The sequence below is a fragment of the Klenkia soli genome (genome assembly GCF_900103975.1).
Taxonomy (GTDB): Bacteria; Actinomycetota; Actinomycetes; order Mycobacteriales; family Geodermatophilaceae; genus Klenkia; species Klenkia soli.
On the sequence record NZ_FNIR01000006.1, the window covers coordinates 267,393 to 286,508 of the forward strand.

At 74.5% G+C, this 19,116-nt stretch carries 19 protein-coding genes; 4 read left to right on the forward strand and 15 right to left on the reverse strand.

The features are described 5' to 3' along the window. Nucleotides 1-13: 13 nt before the first annotated feature. Nucleotides 14-1,036, forward strand: a complete 1,023-nt coding sequence (locus tag BLS67_RS11525) for an ABC transporter substrate-binding protein (RefSeq protein WP_242654009.1) — start codon at nt 14-16, stop codon at nt 1,034-1,036. Further along, entirely contained in the window at nt 1,036-1,785 is a 750-nt protein-coding gene (locus BLS67_RS11530; RefSeq protein ID WP_091244861.1) for an alpha/beta fold hydrolase, read from the forward strand. Before BLS67_RS11525 ends, BLS67_RS11530 begins: the two co-directional genes overlap by 1 nt. On the opposite strand, the gene BLS67_RS11535 is transcribed toward BLS67_RS11530, so the two are convergent. The 12 genes from BLS67_RS11535 to BLS67_RS11590 all read right to left on the reverse strand — a co-directional run bounded on the left by BLS67_RS11535 (nt 1,757) and on the right by BLS67_RS11590 (nt 13,309). Beyond that, nucleotides 1,757-2,173 (reverse strand): PaaI family thioesterase, encoded by a 417-nt coding sequence (locus tag BLS67_RS11535; RefSeq protein ID WP_091244864.1) that lies wholly within the window; start codon nt 2,171-2,173, stop codon nt 1,757-1,759. The genes BLS67_RS11530 and BLS67_RS11535 overlap by 29 nt on opposite strands. Nucleotides 2,174-2,234: 61 nt before the next feature. After that, nucleotides 2,235-3,401, reverse strand: coding sequence for a glycoside hydrolase family 1 protein (locus BLS67_RS11540; RefSeq protein ID WP_091244866.1), 1,167 nt, complete (start codon nt 3,399-3,401; stop codon nt 2,235-2,237). Then, nucleotides 3,398-4,999 carry an FAD-dependent monooxygenase gene (locus tag BLS67_RS11545; RefSeq protein WP_091244869.1) on the reverse strand — a complete coding sequence of 534 codons (1,602 nt, stop codon included), beginning with the start codon at nt 4,997-4,999 and terminating at the stop codon, nt 3,398-3,400. Before BLS67_RS11545 ends, BLS67_RS11540 begins: the two co-directional genes overlap by 4 nt. Further along, nucleotides 4,996-6,228: a DUF3500 domain-containing protein gene (locus tag BLS67_RS11550; RefSeq protein WP_242654005.1), complete on the reverse strand. Its 1,233-nt coding sequence runs from the start codon at nt 6,226-6,228 to the stop codon at nt 4,996-4,998. The genes BLS67_RS11545 and BLS67_RS11550 overlap by 4 nt, the downstream gene beginning before the upstream one ends. After that, the gene (locus BLS67_RS11555; protein ID WP_091244872.1) at nt 6,225-7,088 is read right to left on the reverse strand and encodes a fumarylacetoacetate hydrolase family protein; all 864 of its coding nucleotides are present in this window, start codon (nt 7,086-7,088) and stop codon (nt 6,225-6,227) included. The genes BLS67_RS11550 and BLS67_RS11555 overlap by 4 nt, the downstream gene beginning before the upstream one ends. Next, the gene (locus tag BLS67_RS11560; RefSeq protein ID WP_165617548.1) at nt 7,085-7,951 is read right to left on the reverse strand and encodes an alpha/beta hydrolase; all 867 of its coding nucleotides are present in this window, start codon (nt 7,949-7,951) and stop codon (nt 7,085-7,087) included. The genes BLS67_RS11555 and BLS67_RS11560 overlap by 4 nt, the downstream gene beginning before the upstream one ends. Continuing rightward, entirely contained in the window at nt 7,948-8,502 is a 555-nt protein-coding gene (locus tag BLS67_RS11565) for a quercetin 2,3-dioxygenase (RefSeq protein ID WP_091244880.1), read from the reverse strand. The genes BLS67_RS11560 and BLS67_RS11565 overlap by 4 nt, the downstream gene beginning before the upstream one ends. Nucleotides 8,503-8,606: 104 nt before the next feature. Beyond that, nucleotides 8,607-9,584 carry a phosphotransferase enzyme family protein gene (locus tag BLS67_RS11570; protein ID WP_091244884.1) on the reverse strand — a complete coding sequence of 326 codons (978 nt, stop codon included), beginning with the start codon at nt 9,582-9,584 and terminating at the stop codon, nt 8,607-8,609. A 5-nt stretch (nt 9,585-9,589) separates the two neighbouring features. Next, nucleotides 9,590-10,996, reverse strand: a complete 1,407-nt coding sequence (locus tag BLS67_RS11575) for an NAD(P)-binding protein (RefSeq protein ID WP_091244886.1) — start codon at nt 10,994-10,996, stop codon at nt 9,590-9,592. Beyond that, nucleotides 10,993-11,487 (reverse strand): GNAT family N-acetyltransferase, encoded by a 495-nt coding sequence (locus BLS67_RS11580; protein ID WP_165617549.1) that lies wholly within the window; start codon nt 11,485-11,487, stop codon nt 10,993-10,995. Before BLS67_RS11580 ends, BLS67_RS11575 begins: the two co-directional genes overlap by 4 nt. 41 nt (nt 11,488-11,528) lie before the next feature. Further along, nucleotides 11,529-11,918, reverse strand: a complete 390-nt coding sequence (locus BLS67_RS11585) for a hypothetical protein (RefSeq protein WP_091244892.1) — start codon at nt 11,916-11,918, stop codon at nt 11,529-11,531. A 74-nt stretch (nt 11,919-11,992) separates the two neighbouring features. After that, complete coding sequence (locus BLS67_RS11590) at nt 11,993-13,309, reverse strand: HNH endonuclease signature motif containing protein (RefSeq protein WP_165617550.1); 1,317 nt, start codon at nt 13,307-13,309, stop codon at nt 11,993-11,995. 335 nt (nt 13,310-13,644) lie between these two features. Between BLS67_RS11590 and BLS67_RS23795 the strand changes: the two genes are divergently transcribed. Continuing rightward, nucleotides 13,645-14,115 (forward strand): cupin domain-containing protein, encoded by a 471-nt coding sequence (locus BLS67_RS23795; protein WP_165617551.1) that lies wholly within the window; start codon nt 13,645-13,647, stop codon nt 14,113-14,115. On the opposite strand, the gene BLS67_RS11600 is transcribed toward BLS67_RS23795, so the two are convergent. The 3 genes from BLS67_RS11600 to BLS67_RS11610 form a co-directional block, all read right to left on the reverse strand. Beyond that, nucleotides 14,088-15,533 (reverse strand): glycoside hydrolase family 43 protein, encoded by a 1,446-nt coding sequence (locus BLS67_RS11600; protein ID WP_091244898.1) that lies wholly within the window; start codon nt 15,531-15,533, stop codon nt 14,088-14,090. The genes BLS67_RS23795 and BLS67_RS11600 overlap by 28 nt on opposite strands. Next, on the reverse strand, nt 15,530-16,477 hold the full coding sequence (locus tag BLS67_RS11605) for an alpha/beta hydrolase (protein WP_091244901.1): 948 nt from the start codon (nt 16,475-16,477) through the stop codon (nt 15,530-15,532). The genes BLS67_RS11600 and BLS67_RS11605 overlap by 4 nt, the downstream gene beginning before the upstream one ends. Nucleotides 16,478-16,599: 122 nt before the next feature. Further along, nucleotides 16,600-17,418: an IclR family transcriptional regulator gene (locus tag BLS67_RS11610; protein WP_165617552.1), complete on the reverse strand. Its 819-nt coding sequence runs from the start codon at nt 17,416-17,418 to the stop codon at nt 16,600-16,602. Between the two features lie 111 nt (nt 17,419-17,529). Here BLS67_RS11610 and BLS67_RS11615 point away from each other — a divergent pair, with 111 nt between their 5' ends. Further along, nucleotides 17,530-19,074, forward strand: a complete 1,545-nt coding sequence (locus BLS67_RS11615) for an ABC transporter substrate-binding protein (protein WP_091244902.1) — start codon at nt 17,530-17,532, stop codon at nt 19,072-19,074. Nucleotides 19,075-19,116: the final 42 nt, after the last annotated feature.

Here is a 19,116-nt window from a genome sequence, read left to right on the forward strand (position 1 = left end):
CACTCGCGTGACCATGACCTCCCTCCCGCGCCGCACGGCGCTGGCGGCCGCCGCCCTGGCCGCCGCCGCGACCCTCGCCTCCTGCTCCTCCGGTCCCACCGCCGACGCCGCCGACGGCTCGTCCGGCTCGGGCGGGTGGGAGTTCACCGACGACACCGGCACCACGGTGACCCTCGACGAGGCACCGGACCGGATCGCCAGCTACAGCGACTACGCCCTGGGCCTGCTGAGCCTGGACGTCGAGCCGGTGGCGGTCTTCGGCCGCGTCGACGTCGCGAGCGACGAGCGGTTCGCCGAGTACCCCGAGGCGGCCGACATCCCGGTGGTCGGCAACAGCTACGGCGAGATCGACCTGGAGGCGCTGGCCGAGACCGAGCCGGACGTGATCGTCGTCGGGCTCTACCCGGAGGACCGCGAGGGCACCCTGGCCCTCGACGGCCCGCGCTACGGCCTGGCCGACGTGGAGCAGCAGGAGCAGCTCGAGGCCATCGCACCGCTCATCACCGTGGTGGTGGGCGGCACGGGCAGCGACGTCATCGACAACTTCAACCGGATGGCGCTGGCCCTGGGCGCCGAGCAGTCGTCGGTCGACGAGGCGAAGACCGAGTTCGACGCCGCCGCGGCCGACCTGCAGTCGGCTGCCGAGGAGTCCGACCTCGAGGTCACCCAGATGTACGCCGACGCCAGCTCGGGCATCTACCTGGCCAAGCCCGACGACGAGCCCGAGATGGAGCTCTACCGCAGCTACGGCGTCGACTTCACCGATCTGAACCCCGACGACGGCAACTACTACTGGGACATCTACAGCTGGGAGAACGCCGCCCAGATGATGACCGGCGACGTGCTGCTGGTGAACGTCGAGGGCTTCCAGGCCGACGACCTCGCGGCCCAGGCCACCTTCGCCGCCCACCCGGCGCTGGTCGCCGGCCAGGTGCACGCCTGGAACCAGGTGGCGATGGACTACCACTCGCAGGCCGGCCACATGGAGCAGCTGGCCGAGATCCTGCGTTCGTCGCAGGACGTCAACCCCGCCTGATGCACGCGGAGGAGCACGGGGCCGGGGAACCCGTGCTCCTCCTGCACGGCGGGTTCTGCACGATCGAGACGATGCGGCCGCAGGCCGACGCCCTGGCCGCGGACTTCCGGGTGCATGCGTTCGAGCGGCCCGGCCACGGCCGCACCCCGGACGTCGACGGGCCCTACTCCTACGCCGCCGAGACCGCCCGCACCCTGGCCTGGCTGGACGACGTCGGCCTGGGCCGGGTGCACGTGGTGGGCCACAGCGACGGCGCGATCATCGGGCTCCTGCTGGCCCTGCAGCACCCGGAGCGGGTGCGGTCGTTGGTGGCGATCAGCGCCAACCTGCACCCCTCGGGCTTCACCTTCTCGCCCGAGGAGCTCGCCGCCGCGCTGTCCACGGCCGGCGTGCCCGTCGCGGTGGACCCCGACGACGAGGACACCCGGGCGCACGCCCGGCTGTCGCCGGACGGCCCCGACCACGCCGGCGTCGTGCTGGCCAAGCTGCGACGGCTGTGGCTGACCGAGCCGGACATCGACCCCGCCGACCTGGCCCGGATCACCGCGCCGGCCCTGGTGGTCGCCGCCGACCGGGACACCGTCCGGCTCGAGCACACCGTGCTGATCGCCCGCAGCATCCCCGGCGCCCAGCTGGCCGTCGTCCCCGGAGCCACCCACGCCCTGGTCACCGAGCAGCACGAGGTGGTCACCGGCCTGCTGCAGCGGTTCCTGCGCGGCGTCAGCGGAACGGCACGATCGACTTCGTGAGCTGGGCGCGGGCCACCACGTGGTCGGCCACCGTGGCCGAGGCGGTGAGGAACGCCAGCCGGCTGCCGCGGCGGTCCAGCCGGGCGGTGGCCCGCACCTCGCTGCCCACCGGTGCCGCGGCGATCAGCTGCAGGGCCACCGCGTGGGAGACCGCGTGCTCGTCGTCGGCCAGCCGGGGGGCCAGCGCGAGGTAGCCGGCCAGCTCCAGCAGGGCCGACAACGCCGAGGCGTGCGCCCCGCCGGCCCCGTTGCCGGCGATGCCCTCGACGGTGAGGACGACGCCGGACGGGGGGTCCTCGGGGTCGAACAGCCGGGCCCCGAGCGCGTGGACGAGCGGGACGGCCAGGGCCAGGGCGGCCCGGTCGGCGAGGGGGAGCGTCGAGGCCATGCCCGAGCGTGGCGCGCCGCCGACCCGGCCGGGGTGGACCCGGCGTGAACTCTGGGCGACCTCAGACCGCGTTGGCCTGCGCCACCCCGCCCAGCCAGGCCAGGCTCGGCTTCGGCGTCCGGACGAACGTCTGCCGGTCCACCTCCACCAGGCCGAACGTGGGCCCGTAGCCGGCGAACCACTCGAAGTTGTCCAGCAGCGACCAGTGCACGTACCCGCGGACGTCGGCCCCGTCGGCGATCGCCGCGGACAGCGACCGCAGCGCCTCGGTGGTGAACTCGACCCGCTGGGCGTCGTCCCCGGTGGCGATGCCGTTCTCGGTGACCACGATCGGGGTGCCCGGCAGCACCTCCGACACCCGGCGCACCGAGGCGCCGAGCGCGCCCGGGCGGTACTCCATGTGGGCCTTCGTCATCAGGGCGGGGTCGCCGGCGACCGGGCCGTCGGGGCCGATCCGGGCGCAGCTGTAGATCTGCATGCCGACGAAGTCGCCGTCCGCCGCGACCTCGAGGAACTGGTCCTCCATCGCGGCGCGGTGGGCGACCAGCTCGTCGTCCCCGCCGTCCTCGACGATCCACTCCTGCCCGACCAGCGACAGCCCGTGGGTGACACCGGCACCGCGGAGCACCTCGGTGCTGGCCCGGTGCGCGCTGAGGAAGGCGTCGGTCAGCCGCTGGTCGGGGCGGGGGAGACCCTCGATGGCCTCACCGCGGGCGGCCATCGCGCCCAGCACCGGCAGGACGGCGGCCAGGTTCGGCTCGTTGATGGTCACCGTGTACGGCACGTCGGCCAGCACAGGCAGCACCGTCTCGGTGAACCGGGCGAACCGGTCGGCCGCCTTCGGTGAGGTCCACGCGCCGTCGGCGTGGAACCACCGCGGGGTGGTGAAGTGCATCAGCGTGACCAGCGGCGAGAGCCCGCGCTCCAGGCAGCCGTCGACCATCCGCCGGTAGTGGTCCAGCCCGGCGCGGGAGACCTCGCCCTCCTCGGGCTCGATCCGGCTCCACTCCAGGCTGAACCGGTAGGCGCCCAGCCCCGAGCCGGCGACCAGGTCCAGGTCCTCGCGCCAGCGGTGGTAGCTGTCGCAGGCGTCGCCGCTGACCTCGGCGAACGGGGAGTGCTCGGCGTGCTCCCACTCCCAGTAGTGGTTCTGCGTGTTGCCGCCCTCGACCTGGTGGGCGGCGGTGGCCGTGCCCCAGAGGAAGGACTCGGGGAAGGTGGCGGTCATGCGGTCTCCAGGGTGTGCACGCCGGTGACGGCGTCGAGCAGGTCGGTGGGGGAGTCGATCGCGTCGCCGCGCCAGGCGACGTGCTGGTCGGGCCGCACGAGCACGAGGTCGGCGCCCCACAGCTCACGTGGCACGACCACCTCGACCACGGTCAGCGGGATGCTCCGTCGCACCGCCTCGGCCGCCAGCGGAGCGGGGTCACCGGCGAGCACGAGCAGGGTGAACCCGTCGCCCAGCTCGTCGTAGACCGAGCACCCCGGCCGCAGCCAGGCGTGCGGCAGCCGGGCACCGGGGTGCGCGGAGGGCCGGTACTCCACGACGTCGTGCGCCGGAGGTGTCGACCCGTCGGGGACGACGACCGGGGAGTCGGCGTAGTCGTAGCCCAGCACGAGGCCCAGGCTGTGGAACTCCGGGTCCTTGGCCTGCAGCGCGGCGGCCAGCTCGGCCCGGACGGCGTCGCCCTCGGGTCCGGGGGCCTCGGCGTCCCGTCCGGCGAAGGCGGCCGCGGTGAACGACTCCTGCCCGCCGGCCGCGGCGATGGTCCGCTCGGCCACCGGCCGGCGCTCGGGCTCGTAGCTGTCCAGCAGCGACACCGGGGCCCAGCCCTGCAGCACGGCGGCCAGCTTCCAGCCGATGTTGACCGCGTCGCCGACGCAGGTGTTGAACCCGTGCCCGCCCCACGGGGGGTTCAGGTGCGCCGCGTCCCCGACCAGGAACACCCGCTCGCCGCGGTAGCGGTCCACCAGCAGCATGCGGGCCGACCACGGGTCGGTGACCAGCACCTCGACGTCCAGGTGCGGGTCGCCGGCGAAGGCGCGCACCAGCTCGACCGGGTCGACGGCCTCGGTGCGCACGTCGACGCCCTGCACGATCGCCCACCAGGTGCCGTCGAGGTCCAGCCGACCCATCAGGCCGCCGCGCTCGCCGCCGACCACCCACCAGTGCACACCCAGCCCGCACGGCGGCCGCTCGTCGAGCATCCGCGAGCGGAAGGCCAGCGACAGGTTCGGGGCGGTGCCCGAGGAGCCGGCGTAGCTCGCGCCGATGGCCGCCCGGGAGACCCCGCCGCCGCCGTCGGCACCGAGCAGGTACTCGGCCCGCACCTCGGTGGTCGTGCCCTCGGGCCCGGTGACCACCGCGCGGACGCCGTCCGGCCCGTCCTCGACCTCGCTCACCCGGTGCCCCAGCAGCAGCGTCACCGACGGCAGGTCGGCCACCGCGTCGCGCAGCAGCTGCTCGACGACGGGCTGCGGCACCTGCTGGCCGGCCTCGGCGGCGATGTCGCGGGGCTGCGTCCACAGACCGAACGCGTTCGGGAAGCGGGTCAGCTCACGGCCGAACACCGAGGTGCAGAAGACGACGTCCTGGGCGTGCTCGACCGGCAGCGGTGCCCGCCGGCGCAGTTCGTCGGCCAGCCCCCAGCGCCGCAGGTGCTCCATGGTGCGCACGCTGGTGGTCTTCGCCCGGGCGCGCAGCGGGTCGAGGGTCTCCCGCGGCTCCACCACGAGCACCTCGATGCCGCGCCGGCCCAGCTCGATGGCCGCGGCCAGCCCGCTGGGCCCGCCCCCGGCGACGAGCACCGGGACGCGTTGGTTCATGGCTGCTCCTCGTGCATCTGCTGGTACCGGCGGACCCAGGCCCGGCCGTAGTCGTTGCCGTGCGGGGTGCGCAGCACGGTGTGCACGTGGAAGGGCTGCGGGGTGCGGTAGTCGAGGAAGACGCCGCAGTGGTGGTCGATCTCGGCGACGACGACCGGTGACTGCACGCGGCAGTAGTAGACGTCGGTGCCGCCGATCCAGCTGAAGCTGGTCCCGTCCAGGTGCGCCCGGATCTCCCGCATCCGGGCGGCCCGCGGGCCCGCCGGGAGCAGCACGTGGAAGTCCTCGAGCAGCGCCAGGACGGCGTCCTGCGCGGCCGGCGGCATGTCCGCGACGGCGACGCCCTCGACCGGGATGACCCGGTTGTCCTGGAACGCCCCGGCCAGGTGCCGTTCGTCGCCGGCGTGCACCCGGCCGGGCGGCATCGCCGGGTCGACCATCTGCTCGTAGACGACGGCGGCCGTGCGCTGGTCGGCCGGCAGTGCGGCCATGACCGCCCGGCCGAGGTCGATGCGGTGCGCGAAGAGCGTGGGGCCGGCGTTCGGTCCCTCGTCGATCCGGTCCGGCTCGGCGCCCAGGAACACCGGCGAGAGCACCATCCGGCCCTCGACCACCAGGCAGTTCAGCGCGCAGTGGTGGCCGTAGAGCTGCCAGCCCCACGGCGCCCGCAGGTCGGGGGTGCCGTAGACCGCGATGTTGTAGCTGAACTCGCCGAGCACGGTGGGCAGGTCGACGACCTCGCCGAGGAAGCCGTTGACCAGCATCATCCCGTGCGCCAGGTCGAAGCCCTCGGGGCTCAGCGAGGCCCGCACCAGGTCCAGCGCGGCCTGCCGCACGGCGTCGGGCTGCAGCTCCAGGCGCAGGCCGGTGTCGAACTGCAGGAACTCCGGGTTGGCCCAGGTCTGCCACTCGGGGGCGTCCACGTCGTACCGGAGGCGGGGGTCGTCGGCGACCGCGATCAGCGCTTCCGCCGCGGCCACCATCGCCGCGACGGGGGCCTCCTCGCCGGGCTCGGCCGGGGTGAGGTCGTGCAGGCCCTCGCGGAGCACGCCGTCCTCGGTGACGCCGCGGAACGGCGCGAGGTACAGCGGCGTCCAGCCCTCGACCAGCCCGCCGGTGAAGGTGCCGGGCGTGCGGGCGTGCTCGCGGTAGGCGTAGGGGTCCATGCCGCGGACCGACGCCAGCCGCGGGTGGTCGTGCGGGAACAGGTACTGCCGGAAGTCGGTCACCGGTCGGCCACCACGGGCGTGGTCAGCGTGCCGAGCCCGTCGATCTCCACCTCGACGACGTCGCCGGGGTGCAGCAGCCACTGCGGGTCGCGGGCGTAGCCGACCCCGGACGGCGTGCCGGTGGCCAGCAGGTCGCCCGGCCGCAGCGTGAAGGTGCGGCTGATCAGGGCCAGGGTGTCGCCGACGGTGTAGACCATCTCGTCGGTGGAGCCGTCCTGCACCGTCTCGCCGTTGACCCGGGTGCGCACCCGCAGGCCGTCGCGCAGGTCGCCGACCTCGGCGGCCGGCACGATCGGACCCAGCGGGCCGGACCGGTCGGCGTTCTTGCCGAGGATCCACTGGCTGGTCAGCTTCTGCGCCCGGCGGGCGGTGATGTCGTTGAACGTCGAGTACCCGACGACGGCGGCCAGCGCCTCCTCGGGCGTGGCGTCGGCCAGCTCGGCGCCGACGTAGGCCATCACCTCGCCCTCCCAGTCCAGCCCGTCCTCGTCGACCGGCACCGGGACGCCGACCCCGCCGACCGACAGCGACTGCGTCCAGCGGGCGAACAGCGTGGGGTGCTCGGGCAGGGCCTGGCCGCTGAAGGAGCCCTCGGCGACGTGCTTGAGGTAGTTCAGCCCGATGCAGACCACCCGGGCGCCGGGCAGCACCGGCGGCACCAGCTCGACGTCGTCGACCGCGAGGTCGGGGGCACCCATCGCGGCGGCCGGGTCGGCGGCCAGCAGCGCGGCGGCGTCGGACCAGAACTCCTCCAGGGTGGCCAGCGCGGTCACCCGGGCGCCGTCCTCGGAGAGCGCCCCGACCTGCACGTCCCCGACGGCGCCGTCCCCGGCTCGGTGGCGGAAGCCGACGATCCTCACTGCTGGTCTCCGATCAGGTGCTGGGTCAGGAAGGTGGTGGTGCGGGCCAGCGCGGTCGCGGCGGCGTCGGGGGAGCCGAGCCACATGTGGTCGGCGCCGGTCAGGGTCTCGAACTCGACGTCGGGGAGCAGCTGCGCGAGCCGCACGCTCTGGTCGTGCGGGACCAGCCGGTCGGCGTCCCCGTGCAGCAGCAGGAACGGCGGCGCGGTCGGGGTGACGTGGCTGACCGGGCTGGCCTGCACGGCGCGGACCGGGTCGGCCGCGGGCGGGGCTCCCAGCAGCTGGGCCTCGCGGGAGGCCGGGTCACCCGGGTCGGCCACCGTCGCCAGCTCGGTCGGCGGGTACCAGGCGACGACGGCGCACACCGTGCTCGGCACCCCGGTGACCCCGACCTCGCCGTCCCACTCCCCGCCGGTCAGCCCGAGCAGCGCGGCCAGGTGCCCGCCGGCGGACTCGCCCCAGGCCGCGATGCGGTCGGGGTCGATCCCCAGCTCGTCGGCCCGGGACCGCAGCCACCGGACGGCGGCCTTCGCGTCGTGCAGCTGGGCCGGCCAGACCGCCTCGCCGGAGAGCCGGTAGTCGACGCTGGCCACCGCGATGCCGGCGGCGGCCAGCTGCTCGAACGGCTCGCTGCCGGTGAACGACGGGCCGGCCGAGTGCCGGCTGCCCAGCCGCCAGCCGCCGCCGTGCAGGAACACCACGACCGGCGCGTGTCCGGGGTGCGCGGGCAGGTGGAGGTCGAGCTCGAGCGGTCGGGCACCGGGCAGGGCTGCGTAGGGGACGCCGGCCAGGACCCGGACGCCGTCCGCGGTGGTGCGGGCGGGCGGCAGGGGAGCCGTGTGCGCCGGGGGCGGCGGGGTCACTCCTGGACGTCCCACCGGTGCTCGGGGAGGAACTGCATGCGGTGCTGCTGCGCGGCGGACTGCATGCGCGGGAAGTCCGGGATGAACGGCGGCTGCTCGCCGGTGTGGTCGGTGGGGGTGCCCATGTGCTGGAAGAACCGCTCGAAGCCGCCGGAGAGGGTGCCCATCATGCGGCTGGGCTCGAGGACCTGGTAGGCGTGCGCGAAGCCGGCGGGCACGTAGCCGAAGTCGCCGGGGGCGAGCAGGCGGGTCTGCTGAGCGCCCTCGGCGTCCTCGAAGAACAGCCGGACCTGGCCCTCGAGGACGAAGAACGTCTCGTGGGTGGCGTCGTGCTTGTGGGTGGGGATGACGTCGCCGGGTGGGCACTCGGCGGTGATGATCCCGAACTGGTTCTCGGTCTCCGCGCCCGAGAGCAGCACGGTGAACAGGTCGCCGAAGAGCTTGGCGTGCTCGCCCTCGCCGCGGCGCAGCACGTAGGGCTCGGGCGTACCGGGCAGCTGGCCCTGCCACTGCGGACCGTTGGCGGGGTCGATCAGGTACTCGAAGCTCATGGCTGCCTCCAGGCGCGGGGTCGGCGTCGACTCCCACGAGCATCGGTGACCGCGGTCACCGCACGGCAGCGGCCTGCCATTGAGCGGCACGGCTTCCTGGCGGGTCAGAGACCGCGCTCCACGGCGGCGGCCCAGCCGGCGGGGTCGGGCCCTGCGGGGATCTGGCCCAGCCCCTCGGCGAGCACGCACACCTCCAGCCAGTGCTCCTCCGCCGCGGTCAGCGCGGCCACCGACCGGTAGCCGTCCAGCAGCTGGTCACGGCTGCCGGGCGGGGGCGGGTCCCAGTCGTGGAAGCGGGTGGCGAGCTTGACCGCGGCGGCCGCCAGGTCCTGCACCCGGTGCCCGACGACCAGGCTGTCGTGGTCCAGCAGCGCGGACACCCGGCCACCGGACACGAGGACGTTGGCGCCCCGGACATCCCCGTGCACCAGGGCAGCGGGGACGTCGAGCTCCGGCAGGTCGCGGAGCAGTGCGTCCAGCCGGGCGGCCGCACCGGGTGCGCGTCCGCGGGTGCGGGCCGTCGCGGCCTCCGGCGCGGCGAACGGGTGGACCGCGCCGCCACCGGCCAGCGGCGGCAGCTCGAGGTCGAGCCCGGCCATCGCCCTGTGGACGCGGGCCAGCACCTCGCCCGTCGCGCGGACGGCGCCCGGGTCGGTGCTGTCCAGCAGCTCGCCGTCCACCTCGGGCAGCACCGCCACCGACAGCGGGACGGGGCCGTCGAGCAGCGCGCGGGCAGCACCCGCCGTGCTGCGGACCGGTGCCGCGACCGGGAGTCCCTGGTCCCCGAGGGCGGTCACCACCTCGCCGATGACACCCAGCCGGTCGAACAGCGGTGCCCAGGCGCAGGCCTTCACCACGACCCGACCGGCGGGGGTGTCCATCCACGCCAGGAGGTTCTGGTCGCTCATCGTCATCCGCCGGCAGGTCGTGGCGCGCAGGCCCCAGTGCCGCCCGAGGGCTGCCTGCAGGTGCGCCGCCGCGGTCGCGCCGTCCGGGAAGCCGAACCGCCGGCGCAGCGCGGTCGGCGCGTCGGTGCGTTCCCACAGCATCGACACCACCGGTTCCGGCGGGGTGGTCGGCACTGCGGTCAGCTCGCTCCGGTGCGGGCCTCGACGAGGCGGGTCAGGTTGGCCACGGCGGCCGGTGCGTGCTGCTTGAGGCGGGTCAGGATCGCCAGCTGCTGCGGGTCCGCACGGTCGGCCCGGGCCATGAGCTCGCCGAAGCCGTCGAGGCGGCTGGCCCGGATCCAGCGGCGCAGCTCGGTGTCCTGACCCCAGTGGAACTGGTTCCACATCGTGGCCAGCATGGTCGCGGGGTAGTCGTCGAGGGTGTGCGGGAAGGGGACGGTGCCGCACAGCCGGTTCTTCGTCCCGTCGTCCTCGTGGTGGGCCTCGACCCAGGCGGTGAGCGCGGCGCTGAACGCGGGCTGCGGGAGCCGCACGAGCTGCAGCACGATCCGGTCGCCCTGGAAGACCGGCTGGGGCGGGCGCGGCTCGACCGCGGAGGCCGTGCAGTCGACGAACACCGTGCCCGGGGCGACCGGCACCGAGCCCTCGTCCAGCACCATGTGATCCGGGTGCAGCTCGCGGACCCGACCGAGCCGGACGACGTCGTGGATGCGGCGAAGCACCTCGACCTCGCCGGGGGCGACGGTGGCCAGGTGGAACATGCCGGGCCGGCGGTCCTGGTCGACCCGCGTGAGGATGCCGGCCCGCTCCAGCCGGAGGAAGAGGTCCTCGGTGCTGGTGGCGGCCGCCATGGCCTCCAGCTGGTCGGCCTGGCCGCCGATCGACTCCGCGAAGAACTCCGTCCCGGGCTGGGTGGTGACCCGGTTGATCAGCCAGGAGTCGCGCGGCACGACCCAGGTGATCGCCTCCGGGTCGAGGCCGCTGCGGAGCAGCCAGACGCAGGTGTCCATCGCGGTCTTGCCGCCGCCGAGGACGACGAAGCGGGCCGGTGGCCGGTGCGCGAGCCCGGGGAGGGCGTTCGGCGGGACGAGGTGGACGTCGTCCGCGACGGTGAGCCGGGGCCGGTGGGTCGAGGGCACCGACGGGCTGGCGTACGTGGCGTCGACGACCTTGCGGCGGACCCGGACCTCGGTGACCGCGCCGGAGAGCAGGTTGCGGAAGCCGTGCGCACCGTCGTACTCGCTCATCGGGTGGTAGCCGACCCGACCGCTGGGCAGCAGCCGGGTGCGCACGACCCGGTCGTAGTAGGCGGTGATCTCGGCGCCCGAGGCCAGCTCGTAGAGGCCCTGGTTGGGGCCGGCGGTGTCCTTCCGCCGGGTGCCCAGCTCGAGGGAGTTGACCCCGTAGAACGCCGAGGGCTGGTGCAGGGTGACGAAGGGGTAGGCGTCGTTCCAGTGCCCGCCGGGTGCGCCGTGCCGGTCGACGACCGTGATGTGCGCGTCGGTCTCGTCGAGCAGGGTGTCGGCGAAGGCCAGGCCGGTCGCACCCGCGCCCACGACCAGGTAGTCGGTCTCCACCACGCTCATCGGTCGGACCGCAGGACGCCCATGAGCACGACGTCCTCGTAGCCGCCGCGGACCCAGGCGTGCTCGCGCAGCCGGCCCTCGACGACGAACCCGGCCTTCTCGTAGGCGCGGAGCCCGCCGACGTTGGAGGCGATGGCCTGCAGGTGGATGCGGCGCAGGTTTCGCCGGGTGAACCCGAACTCCACGACCTGGACCAGCGCCGCCGTGCCGATGCCGCGGCCGCGGGCCTCGGGGGCCAGGCTGATGCCCACCTCGGCGTGCCGGGCGTACAGGTCGAACCCGAACAGCGAGACCGCGCCCACGGCCCGGCCGTCGGCGTCGACCACGAACTCGACGGCGTCGCCGCCGGGGTCGGCCGCACGCCGCGCGTCGAACCGCTCGCGGGTGAGCGGCGCCGGCGCCTGCGGGTTCCGCTCCTCCCAGGTGTCGAGGTCGGCGGCGATCCCGAAGAGGACGTCGAGGTCGTCGTCGGTGCGCGCCCGAAGGGTCACGCGAGGTGGTTCGGCCACGGCCCGACCGTAGCGCCGGTCGATCACCGTGCTTGCCAGACGGCTCGGGCATCGACCCCGACGCCGTGGTCAGCGGTGACCCGGGCGGCGAGGACTGCATCGGGGAGTCGCCCGAGGTGCCAGACGCCGTCCTCGTCCTGGTGGGTGGTCCAGGTGGGCTGCCCGCGACGGCGCGTCCGAGCCAGCTCGCGGGGCGCTCCCTCGTGCACGTAGACGGCGGCCAGCGACACCGCCTTCGCGACGAGCATGCTGCCCCCGCTCGACGGTCCCGGACCGTGGAACAGCAGCCAGCAGCCGACGGAGCAGACCCGGACCAGCTCCGCATCCGTGCAGCGCAGAACCCAGGCCGCGGTCGCGTCCTCTCCGTACTGCAGCAGGTCGCTGGCGATGTGCTCAGCGCTCGTGGACAGCATGTGCCCACCTCCCGCCCGTCGGCTTCAGCCGCTCACGACGCGGCGCCGGTCGATCATGGCCCAGGTCGGCGTGCTCAGGTTCGGCGGTCGGCGAAGAGGGGTGGGTCTTCGGTGTGCAGGTCGGGGAGTGGGTCGCCGCGGGTGTCGGTCATCGGCCCGATGAGGATCTCGGTGCCGTCGGGCCGGTGGGTGCGCCACCGGCCCTGGTCGGGATCCCACCTGATCGTGAAGCCGTGGTGGACCTGGGTGTGGTGGCGTTCGCACAGCAGTGCGGTGTTCTCCAGCGACGTCGCGCCGCCGTCGATCCAGTGCACGACGTGGTGCGCGTCGCACATCCAGGCCGGGTTGTGGCAGCCGGTGAACACGCACCCACCGTCCCGGACCTCGGCGGCCCGTCGGATGTGGGCCGGGACCAGGCGCTGGGCCCGGCCGACGTCGAGCGGGAGGGAGTCGGGGCCCAGGACGATGCGGGCGATGTCGGCGTCGCAGGCAGCCTGCCGCGCGACCAGGGACGACACCGTGACCCCCGACCCGAGCCTGGCGGCGGCGGCGACGCCGGTGGGGTCGGCCAGGTCCTCGAGCTGGATGACCGCGGCGAGCTGGGGCCGCACCTTGCGCAGCACCGGCAAGTCGCCCAAGGCCAGGTGCAGGTCGGCGAGCTGCACGAGGGCGTCGGCGCTGCGTTGGTCGCGGGTGCGCAGGTCGCCTTCGCAGCGCCCGGCGGCGGCGATGGCCTCCAGGGCGGCTTCGACCTTCTCCCCGCCGGCGGCGTCCAGGGACCCGCGCAGGGCGCGGGTGCCGTCGGTGCGGCGGGTGATCCGCAGGAACCGCCCGGCGGTGGGGTCGACCGGTGGTGGTCCGTCGGGGTCGATGGTGTCGGCGATCCGCTGGCACACCTGGGTCAGGGTGCGGGGGTGGTCGCCGGTGATCGTGTCGGTGACCACCTGGTCCATCGCCGGCAGGTCGATGCCCCCGGCGGCGCCGGTGGCCCACACGTCGGCGGTGAGGATCCGCCCCACGACGCCGAGCTGACCCATGGTGACCGCGCCTTGGGCCGCCGCGGCACCCAGGACCGGCATGCGCTCGAGCAGCCGCCCGGCGGCGAGCACCGCGGCGGCTTCGGGCCCGGTGGCCCCCACGTGGCCGCGCAGCCAGGGCCGCATCCCGGTCAGCCCGTCGGCGGCAGCTGCTTCCTGGGTCTCGGCGCGCGCCACCACCCGGGACAGCTCGGCCTGCGCCAGGTTCACCACCCGCGCCAGGCCCCGCGCCCGGTCCAGCAGCTGCGCCGAGGACGCCTCACCCAGCTCGGCACCGGCTGCCGCCAGCAGCGCATCGATCACCGCCGTGACGTCGTCGGGCGGTGGCTGCGGCAACCGGCGGGCGGCAGTCACCGGGGATGGAGAAGGCGACGGGTCGGCACCGAGCGCACCGGGCGGCAGCGGCTCGGGCACCCACCCCGTGGGCGTGGCGCGAGGGGGTGTCTCGGACTCCAGACCCACGACCCCTCCTCCTTTGTCTTCGAACACCTGATCGAAGAGTAGCGGAACCTCGACAGGTGGGCAAGGCGAAAGCCCAGGTCAAACGGGTGACGAGGCCGTCGCCCGGTAGCTGCGCGAGCCGGGGCAAGGGGTGGCCTCGAATCCCTGACGGTCGTCGGTCATCGCAACGGGTGACCACCGTCGGAGATCAGCGGCCACCCCATGGCCTTCCTCGATACGGTCCGACCGTGACGTCAGCAGAGCGGCCGCAACCGCTGGTGGTCCGCCGCGGCGAGGGCGAGCTGCTCGACGTCGGCGGCATCCGGCACCTGTTCGCGCTCACCGGCGACGACACCGGTGGCCGGTTCGGGCTGGAGGAGTTCGCGCTCCCGCCGTCCACCCTGGGCGCCCGGCCGCACGTGCACGGCTCGCACGACGAGTACTTCGTCGTCCTGGCCGGGCAGCTGACGCTGAGCACCGCGGGGGACGACGTCGTCCTCGCTCCGGGCGACACGGCGGCCGCACTGCGCGGCACCGCGCACGGCTACCGCAACGACAGCAGCACCGAGCCGGCCCGGGCGCTGTGCCTGTACACCCCGGCCGGCTACGAGCAGTACTTCCGCGACGTGCACGCCGCCGTCGCCGCGGGCGAGGACCCCACCGACGACCTGCTGGCCGCCCTCCGCTCCCGCTACGACACCACGTCGCTGCCGCGGTAGCGGAGGTCGGTGAACGACACCGTCCCGTCGACGGCGAACAACCCCCAGACCCGGCCGGTGAAGGACTTCGCCACCTCGTAGGACCAGTACCGGCCGTCGAACTCGGCGAGCAGCACCGGGTCGGCGTCGGCCCAGGCGGCCAGCAGCCGCACCACCCCGCCGCCGATCGCCGCAGGTACGAACCCGCTCGGCGGCAGCTGCTGCTCGATCGTCAGCTGCACCGGACCGGCCGGGAACGCCGCCGTCCAGGTGCTCTCCAGCCCGGACAGCACCGCGCGGCCCGTGACCACGGTCCGGTCCCCGGAGGTCGCCGCCTCCAGCCCGAACCAGTGCTGCTCGTCGTGCCGGGCGGCCAGGCCACCGCGACCGGCCGACGCGTCGACCACGACGTCGACCGCGCAGCCCAGGTGCCGCTGCCGCCGGCCCACGAACACCGGTCGCGGGTCGGCGAGCGTCGTGCCCTCGCCGGTCAGCACCAGGCCGTCGCCGGTCAGCACCGACGACGGCGTCCGGCGGACGGCGATCCAGTCGTCGCCCCCGGCGACGTCCTCGTCCGGTGTCCCGGTCGGCTCGGGCAGCGTCGCCTGCGGCCAGCCGTCGACCCAGGTGACCGGGGCCAGGAACGTCTCCCGTCCCAGCGGCGAGAACGCGTTCGCGAAGCCCAGCGGCCGCACGCCGAGCAGCACCAGCGCCGTCCCGCCGTCCGGGGTGTCGACCAGGTCCGCGTGCCCCAGGTTCTGCACCCGGTGCTCGGTGCCGACCGCGGTGATCACCGGGTTGTCCGGGTTCGCCTCCCACGGGCCGGACGGCGAGGGGCCGCGGGCGATGCTGACCCGGTGCCCGCGGTCGGTGCCGCCCTCGGCGACCAGCAGGTACCAGTGCTCGCCGCGTCGGTACAGGTGCGGACCCTCCGGCGCGAACGCCCCGGTGCCCTCCCACACGACGCGCACCGGGCCCAGCGCCTCGCCGGTCGCCAGGTCGACGGGCACCTGCCGGATCGGGTGCGGAAACCCGCCGAAGGTGATCAGCGCGGTGCCGTCGTCGTCCCAGGCCAGGTCGGGGTCGATGCCCTCGACGGCGGGCACCTGCACGCCGTCGCTCCACGGGCCGGCCGGGTCGGTGGCCGAGAAGACCACGCAGCCGCGACCGCCCAGCATCACGGTCACGACGACGTGGAAGGTGCCGTCGCGGTGCCGGATGGTCGGCGCCCAGGTGCCGCCCGGGGTGGGGACGTCGTCCAGTCCCAGCTGCTCGGGCCGCACGGCCACGTGGCCGACCAGCTCCCACGACACCAGGTCGGTGCTGCGGTGCACGGGCAACCCCGGCAGGTATTCGAACGTCGACGTGACCAGGTAGTACGTGCCGTCGACCAGCACGATGCTCGGGTCCGGGTGGAAGCCCGGGAGGACCGGGTTCACGACGCGACCACCTCGCTCATCAGGGCGAGTGCGCGGCCGACGGGTTCGACCGTGGCCGGCAGGTTGAGGAAGCCGTGCAGCATCCCGGGCAGCACGACCTGCCGGACGTCGACCCCGGCCACCGCCAGCGCCGCGGTGAAGTGCTCGGCCGACACCCGCAGGTCGTCGTACTCGGCGGTCAGCGCGACCACGGGGCACAGCCCGGTCAGCACCGCCCCGGCCGGCATCGCGTACCCGTCGGCCCGGCTCTCGGGCCCGCCGACGTAGTTCCGGGTGATCCCGGCGCGGGCCTCCGGGGGGAAGCGCAGCAGCGCGGGCACCTCGGCCATGAGCGCGGTCAGCTCGGCGGTCGCCGGGGGGAGGACGGCGTGCGTCGTCGTGTAGGCCAGCACCAGGGCGGCCGGCAGCCAGCCGTCGTCGTCCCGCAGCCGCAGGACCGCGCCCGTGGCCAGGTTGCCCCCGGCGCTGGCCCCGCCCACGGTGATCCGGGCCGGGTCGACGGCGAGGGTCGCGGCCTGGTCGCGCACCCACCGGACGGCGGCCACGACGTCGTCGTGCGGCACCGGGTAGGTCACCCCGCCGACGGCGAGCCGGTAGTCGACGCTCACCACCACGGCACCGGCACGCGTGCAGACCTCACGGGCGGTCCGGTCGGCCTCGGGCATGTCGAGGTCGCCGGCCCGGAACGCCCCGCCGTGCATCCAGACGAAGCCCGGCCGCCCGGTGCCGTCGGCGGTCGGGGAGTAGACGCGGACGGGGACGTCACCGTGCGGCCCGGGCACGGCGGTGTCCCGCACCTGCACCTCGGGGGCCGGCGGTGCCTCGCCCAGCGACATGAACTCGTCCAGCCTCGCCCGGGACGCCGGGTCGGCCATCGCCGCCTCGAAGGACGTCAGCCCGTCGAGAAGGGCGAACTTCGAGGCCTGGGACGGGTGGACGGGCACGGCGGCTCCTCGACGAGTCGACCCGTGACGTGCGCCACGGGTGTTCGGTCGACGGTCGGGCACGCGGCGCTGGTCGGCTACGGCCCTGCCATTGGGCGGGACGCGGCTGCGACCGGCTCCGCTCAGGGCGCGGGGACCAGCCCGATCGAGCGCTGGGCGCCGAGGCCGCGCGAGATGGCCCGGGCGGCGGTGCGGACGGCGGGGCCCAGCAGCCGCGGCTCGGCGTGCTCGAGCGGGACGACGACCGACAGTGCCGCGGCGATGCGGTCGTCGGCGCCGAACACCGGGGCGGCGACGCTGACCAGCGGCTGCGGGGCGCGGCGGCGGAGCACGTGCAGGCCGTCCTGGCGGATCGCGGCCAGCGTGCGGCGCAGTGCGGCGGGGGAGACCGCGACCTTCTCCGGCTCGTGCACCAGCGGCCGGCCCAGCACCTCCTCCTGGAACTCGGACTCGGCGTACGCCAGCAGCACCAGCCCGACCCCGGTGGAGTGCAGCGGCAAGCGGCCGCCGACCCGGTAGAGCACCGGCATCGCCAGGTGGGAGGACAGCCGTTCGACCAGCAGGCCCTGGTCGCCGTCCCGGACCGCGAGGAGCACGTGCTGCCGGGTGACCTCCTCCAGGTCGCCCATGTAGGGCATGGCCACCTGCTTGAGGCCCTGCGCCCGGGGGGCCAGCGAGGCCACCTCCCACAGCCGTAGGCCGATCGAGTAGCGACCCTCGGCGTCGCGCTCCAGGGCGCCCCATGCCACCAGCCGGCCGGCCAGCCGCAGCGTGGAGCTGGTCGGGATGCCGCTGCGCCGGGCCAGCTCGCCCAAGGTCATGGACCGGCGGCGGGCGTCGAAGGCACCCAGCAGCGCGAAGGCCCGGTCGACCACGGGATCGCCCTGCGGCGGGCGCTTGCCGCGGACGCGGGGCTCGGTGACCGGGATCTCGTGTGCCATTGACCGGCATTGTGCCTGACGTCACGTGACCCGCGCCTCCATGGTCGACGGCGACCGGGATCAGGCCCGGGTCCCGACGAGCTCGTCACCGGCGAAGGAGCCCACACGCACATGAATCGTTCCAAGAAGCTCGGGGTGGCGGTCGCCGCCGTCAGCGCGCTCGGCCTCACCGCCTGCGGCGGCGGCTCCGGCGGCGGTGGCAGCAGCCAGAGCGCCGAGGGCACGCTGACCGTCGCGTTCGACGCCGACGCCGCGCCCACCGGCTACGACCCGCTGCTCTACTCGCAGGGCCAGTTCACCTTCTTCGGCTCGATGTACGACGCCCTCTTCGAGACCGACACCGACGGCGTCTCGCAGCCCTCGCTGGCCACCGGCTACACCAACAGCGCCGACAACCTGCAGACCACGCTGACCCTGCGCGACGACGTCACGTTCACCGACGGCTCGAGCCTGGACGCCGACCTGGTCAAGGCCAACCTCGACCGGCGCACCGACACCGACCTCACCGCCTACGGCGCCTTCGCCAGCGGCGGGGCCAGCGAGATCACCGACGTCACGGTCACCGACCCGCAGACCGTCGTCATCACCTGGGCCGCCGCGCAGGCCACGCCCGAGAACAGCCTGGTCGACACCCAGGGCGCCATCGTCGGCAAGGACGGCGTCGACGACCCCGACTCGCTCGAGACCACCCCCGACGGCTCGGGTGCCTACACCCTCGACGGCGACGCCAGCACCCGCGCCAGCTCGTACACGGTGACGAAGAACGCCGACAACTGGGACGCCGACAGCTGGTCCTACGACACCATCGTCTTCACCGTCATCACCGACGCCCAGGCGCTGGCCAACGCGGTCGTCTCCGGCCAGGCCGACGTGGCGACGATCCTCGACCCGTCGACGATCGACCTGGTCGAGTCGCAGCAGAAGACGGTCAGCGTCGGCGGCACGATCGTCGGCTTCCCGGTCACCGACAAGACCGGCGCGATCAACCCGGCCTTCGGCAACGTCGAGGTCCGACAGGCGCTGATCTACGCCACGGACCGCCAGTCCCTGGTGGACGACCTGCACCCCGGTGCGCGTGCCACCTCGCAGCTGTTCCCCGAGGCGGCCGAGGGCTTCGACGCCGCGCTGGACACCGAGTACGCCTACGACCCCGACAAGGCCGAGCAGCTGCTGGCCGACGCCGGGTACGCCGACGGCCTCGAGGTGAACCTGACGGTCCTGGGCCAGCCCGACGAGGACGCCGTCGCCATCCAGGCCCAGTGGGCCCAGGTCGGCATCACGCTGAACTTCATCACCGCGACCTCGACCGACCAGGCCTTCGCCGCGGTCTCGACCGACCCGATCCTCTTCGGGCCCTTCGCCGTGGGCGCCAACCCCGCCGGCTTCATCGCCGGGGTCGTCGTCGGCGGGTTCATGAACCTGCAGCAGGCGCAGGACGCGGACATCTCGGCGGCGCTGGGCGCCTCGCTGGGCACCACCGGTGACACCCAGGAGCAGGCGCTCACCCAGCTGAACACCCTGCTGACCGAGCGCGGCTGGTACGTGCCGGTCTACGAGGACTTCACCTACGCCGGCTACAACGCCGACTCGGTGCAGGAGCCCTCGTTCGCCGGGACGAACAACTACCTGGTGCTCTCGGCCATCCAGCCGGCCTGACGTCACCCGCCGGTGGCCGGGCTGCTGCAGCCCGGCCACCGG

Coding starts and splice junctions, on each gene's coding strand:
- BLS67_RS11525 (WP_242654009.1), top strand. CDS start 14: ATGACCTCCCTCCCGCGCCGCACGGCGCTGGCGGCCGCCGCCCTGGCC.
- BLS67_RS11530 (WP_091244861.1), top strand. CDS start 1,036: ATGCACGCGGAGGAGCACGGGGCCGGGGAACCCGTGCTCCTCCTGCAC.
- BLS67_RS11535 (WP_091244864.1), bottom strand. CDS start 2,173: ATGGCCTCGACGCTCCCCCTCGCCGACCGGGCCGCCCTGGCCCTGGCC.
- BLS67_RS11540 (WP_091244866.1), bottom strand. CDS start 3,401: ATGACCGCCACCTTCCCCGAGTCCTTCCTCTGGGGCACGGCCACCGCC.
- BLS67_RS11545 (WP_091244869.1), bottom strand. CDS start 4,999: ATGAACCAACGCGTCCCGGTGCTCGTCGCCGGGGGCGGGCCCAGCGGG.
- BLS67_RS11565 (WP_091244880.1), bottom strand. CDS start 8,502: ATGAGCTTCGAGTACCTGATCGACCCCGCCAACGGTCCGCAGTGGCAG.
- BLS67_RS11575 (WP_091244886.1), bottom strand. CDS start 10,996: ATGAGCGTGGTGGAGACCGACTACCTGGTCGTGGGCGCGGGTGCGACC.
- BLS67_RS11585 (WP_091244892.1), bottom strand. CDS start 11,918: ATGCTGTCCACGAGCGCTGAGCACATCGCCAGCGACCTGCTGCAGTAC.
- BLS67_RS11610 (WP_165617552.1), bottom strand. CDS start 17,418: ATGGCACACGAGATCCCGGTCACCGAGCCCCGCGTCCGCGGCAAGCGC.
- BLS67_RS11615 (WP_091244902.1), top strand. CDS start 17,530: ATGAATCGTTCCAAGAAGCTCGGGGTGGCGGTCGCCGCCGTCAGCGCG.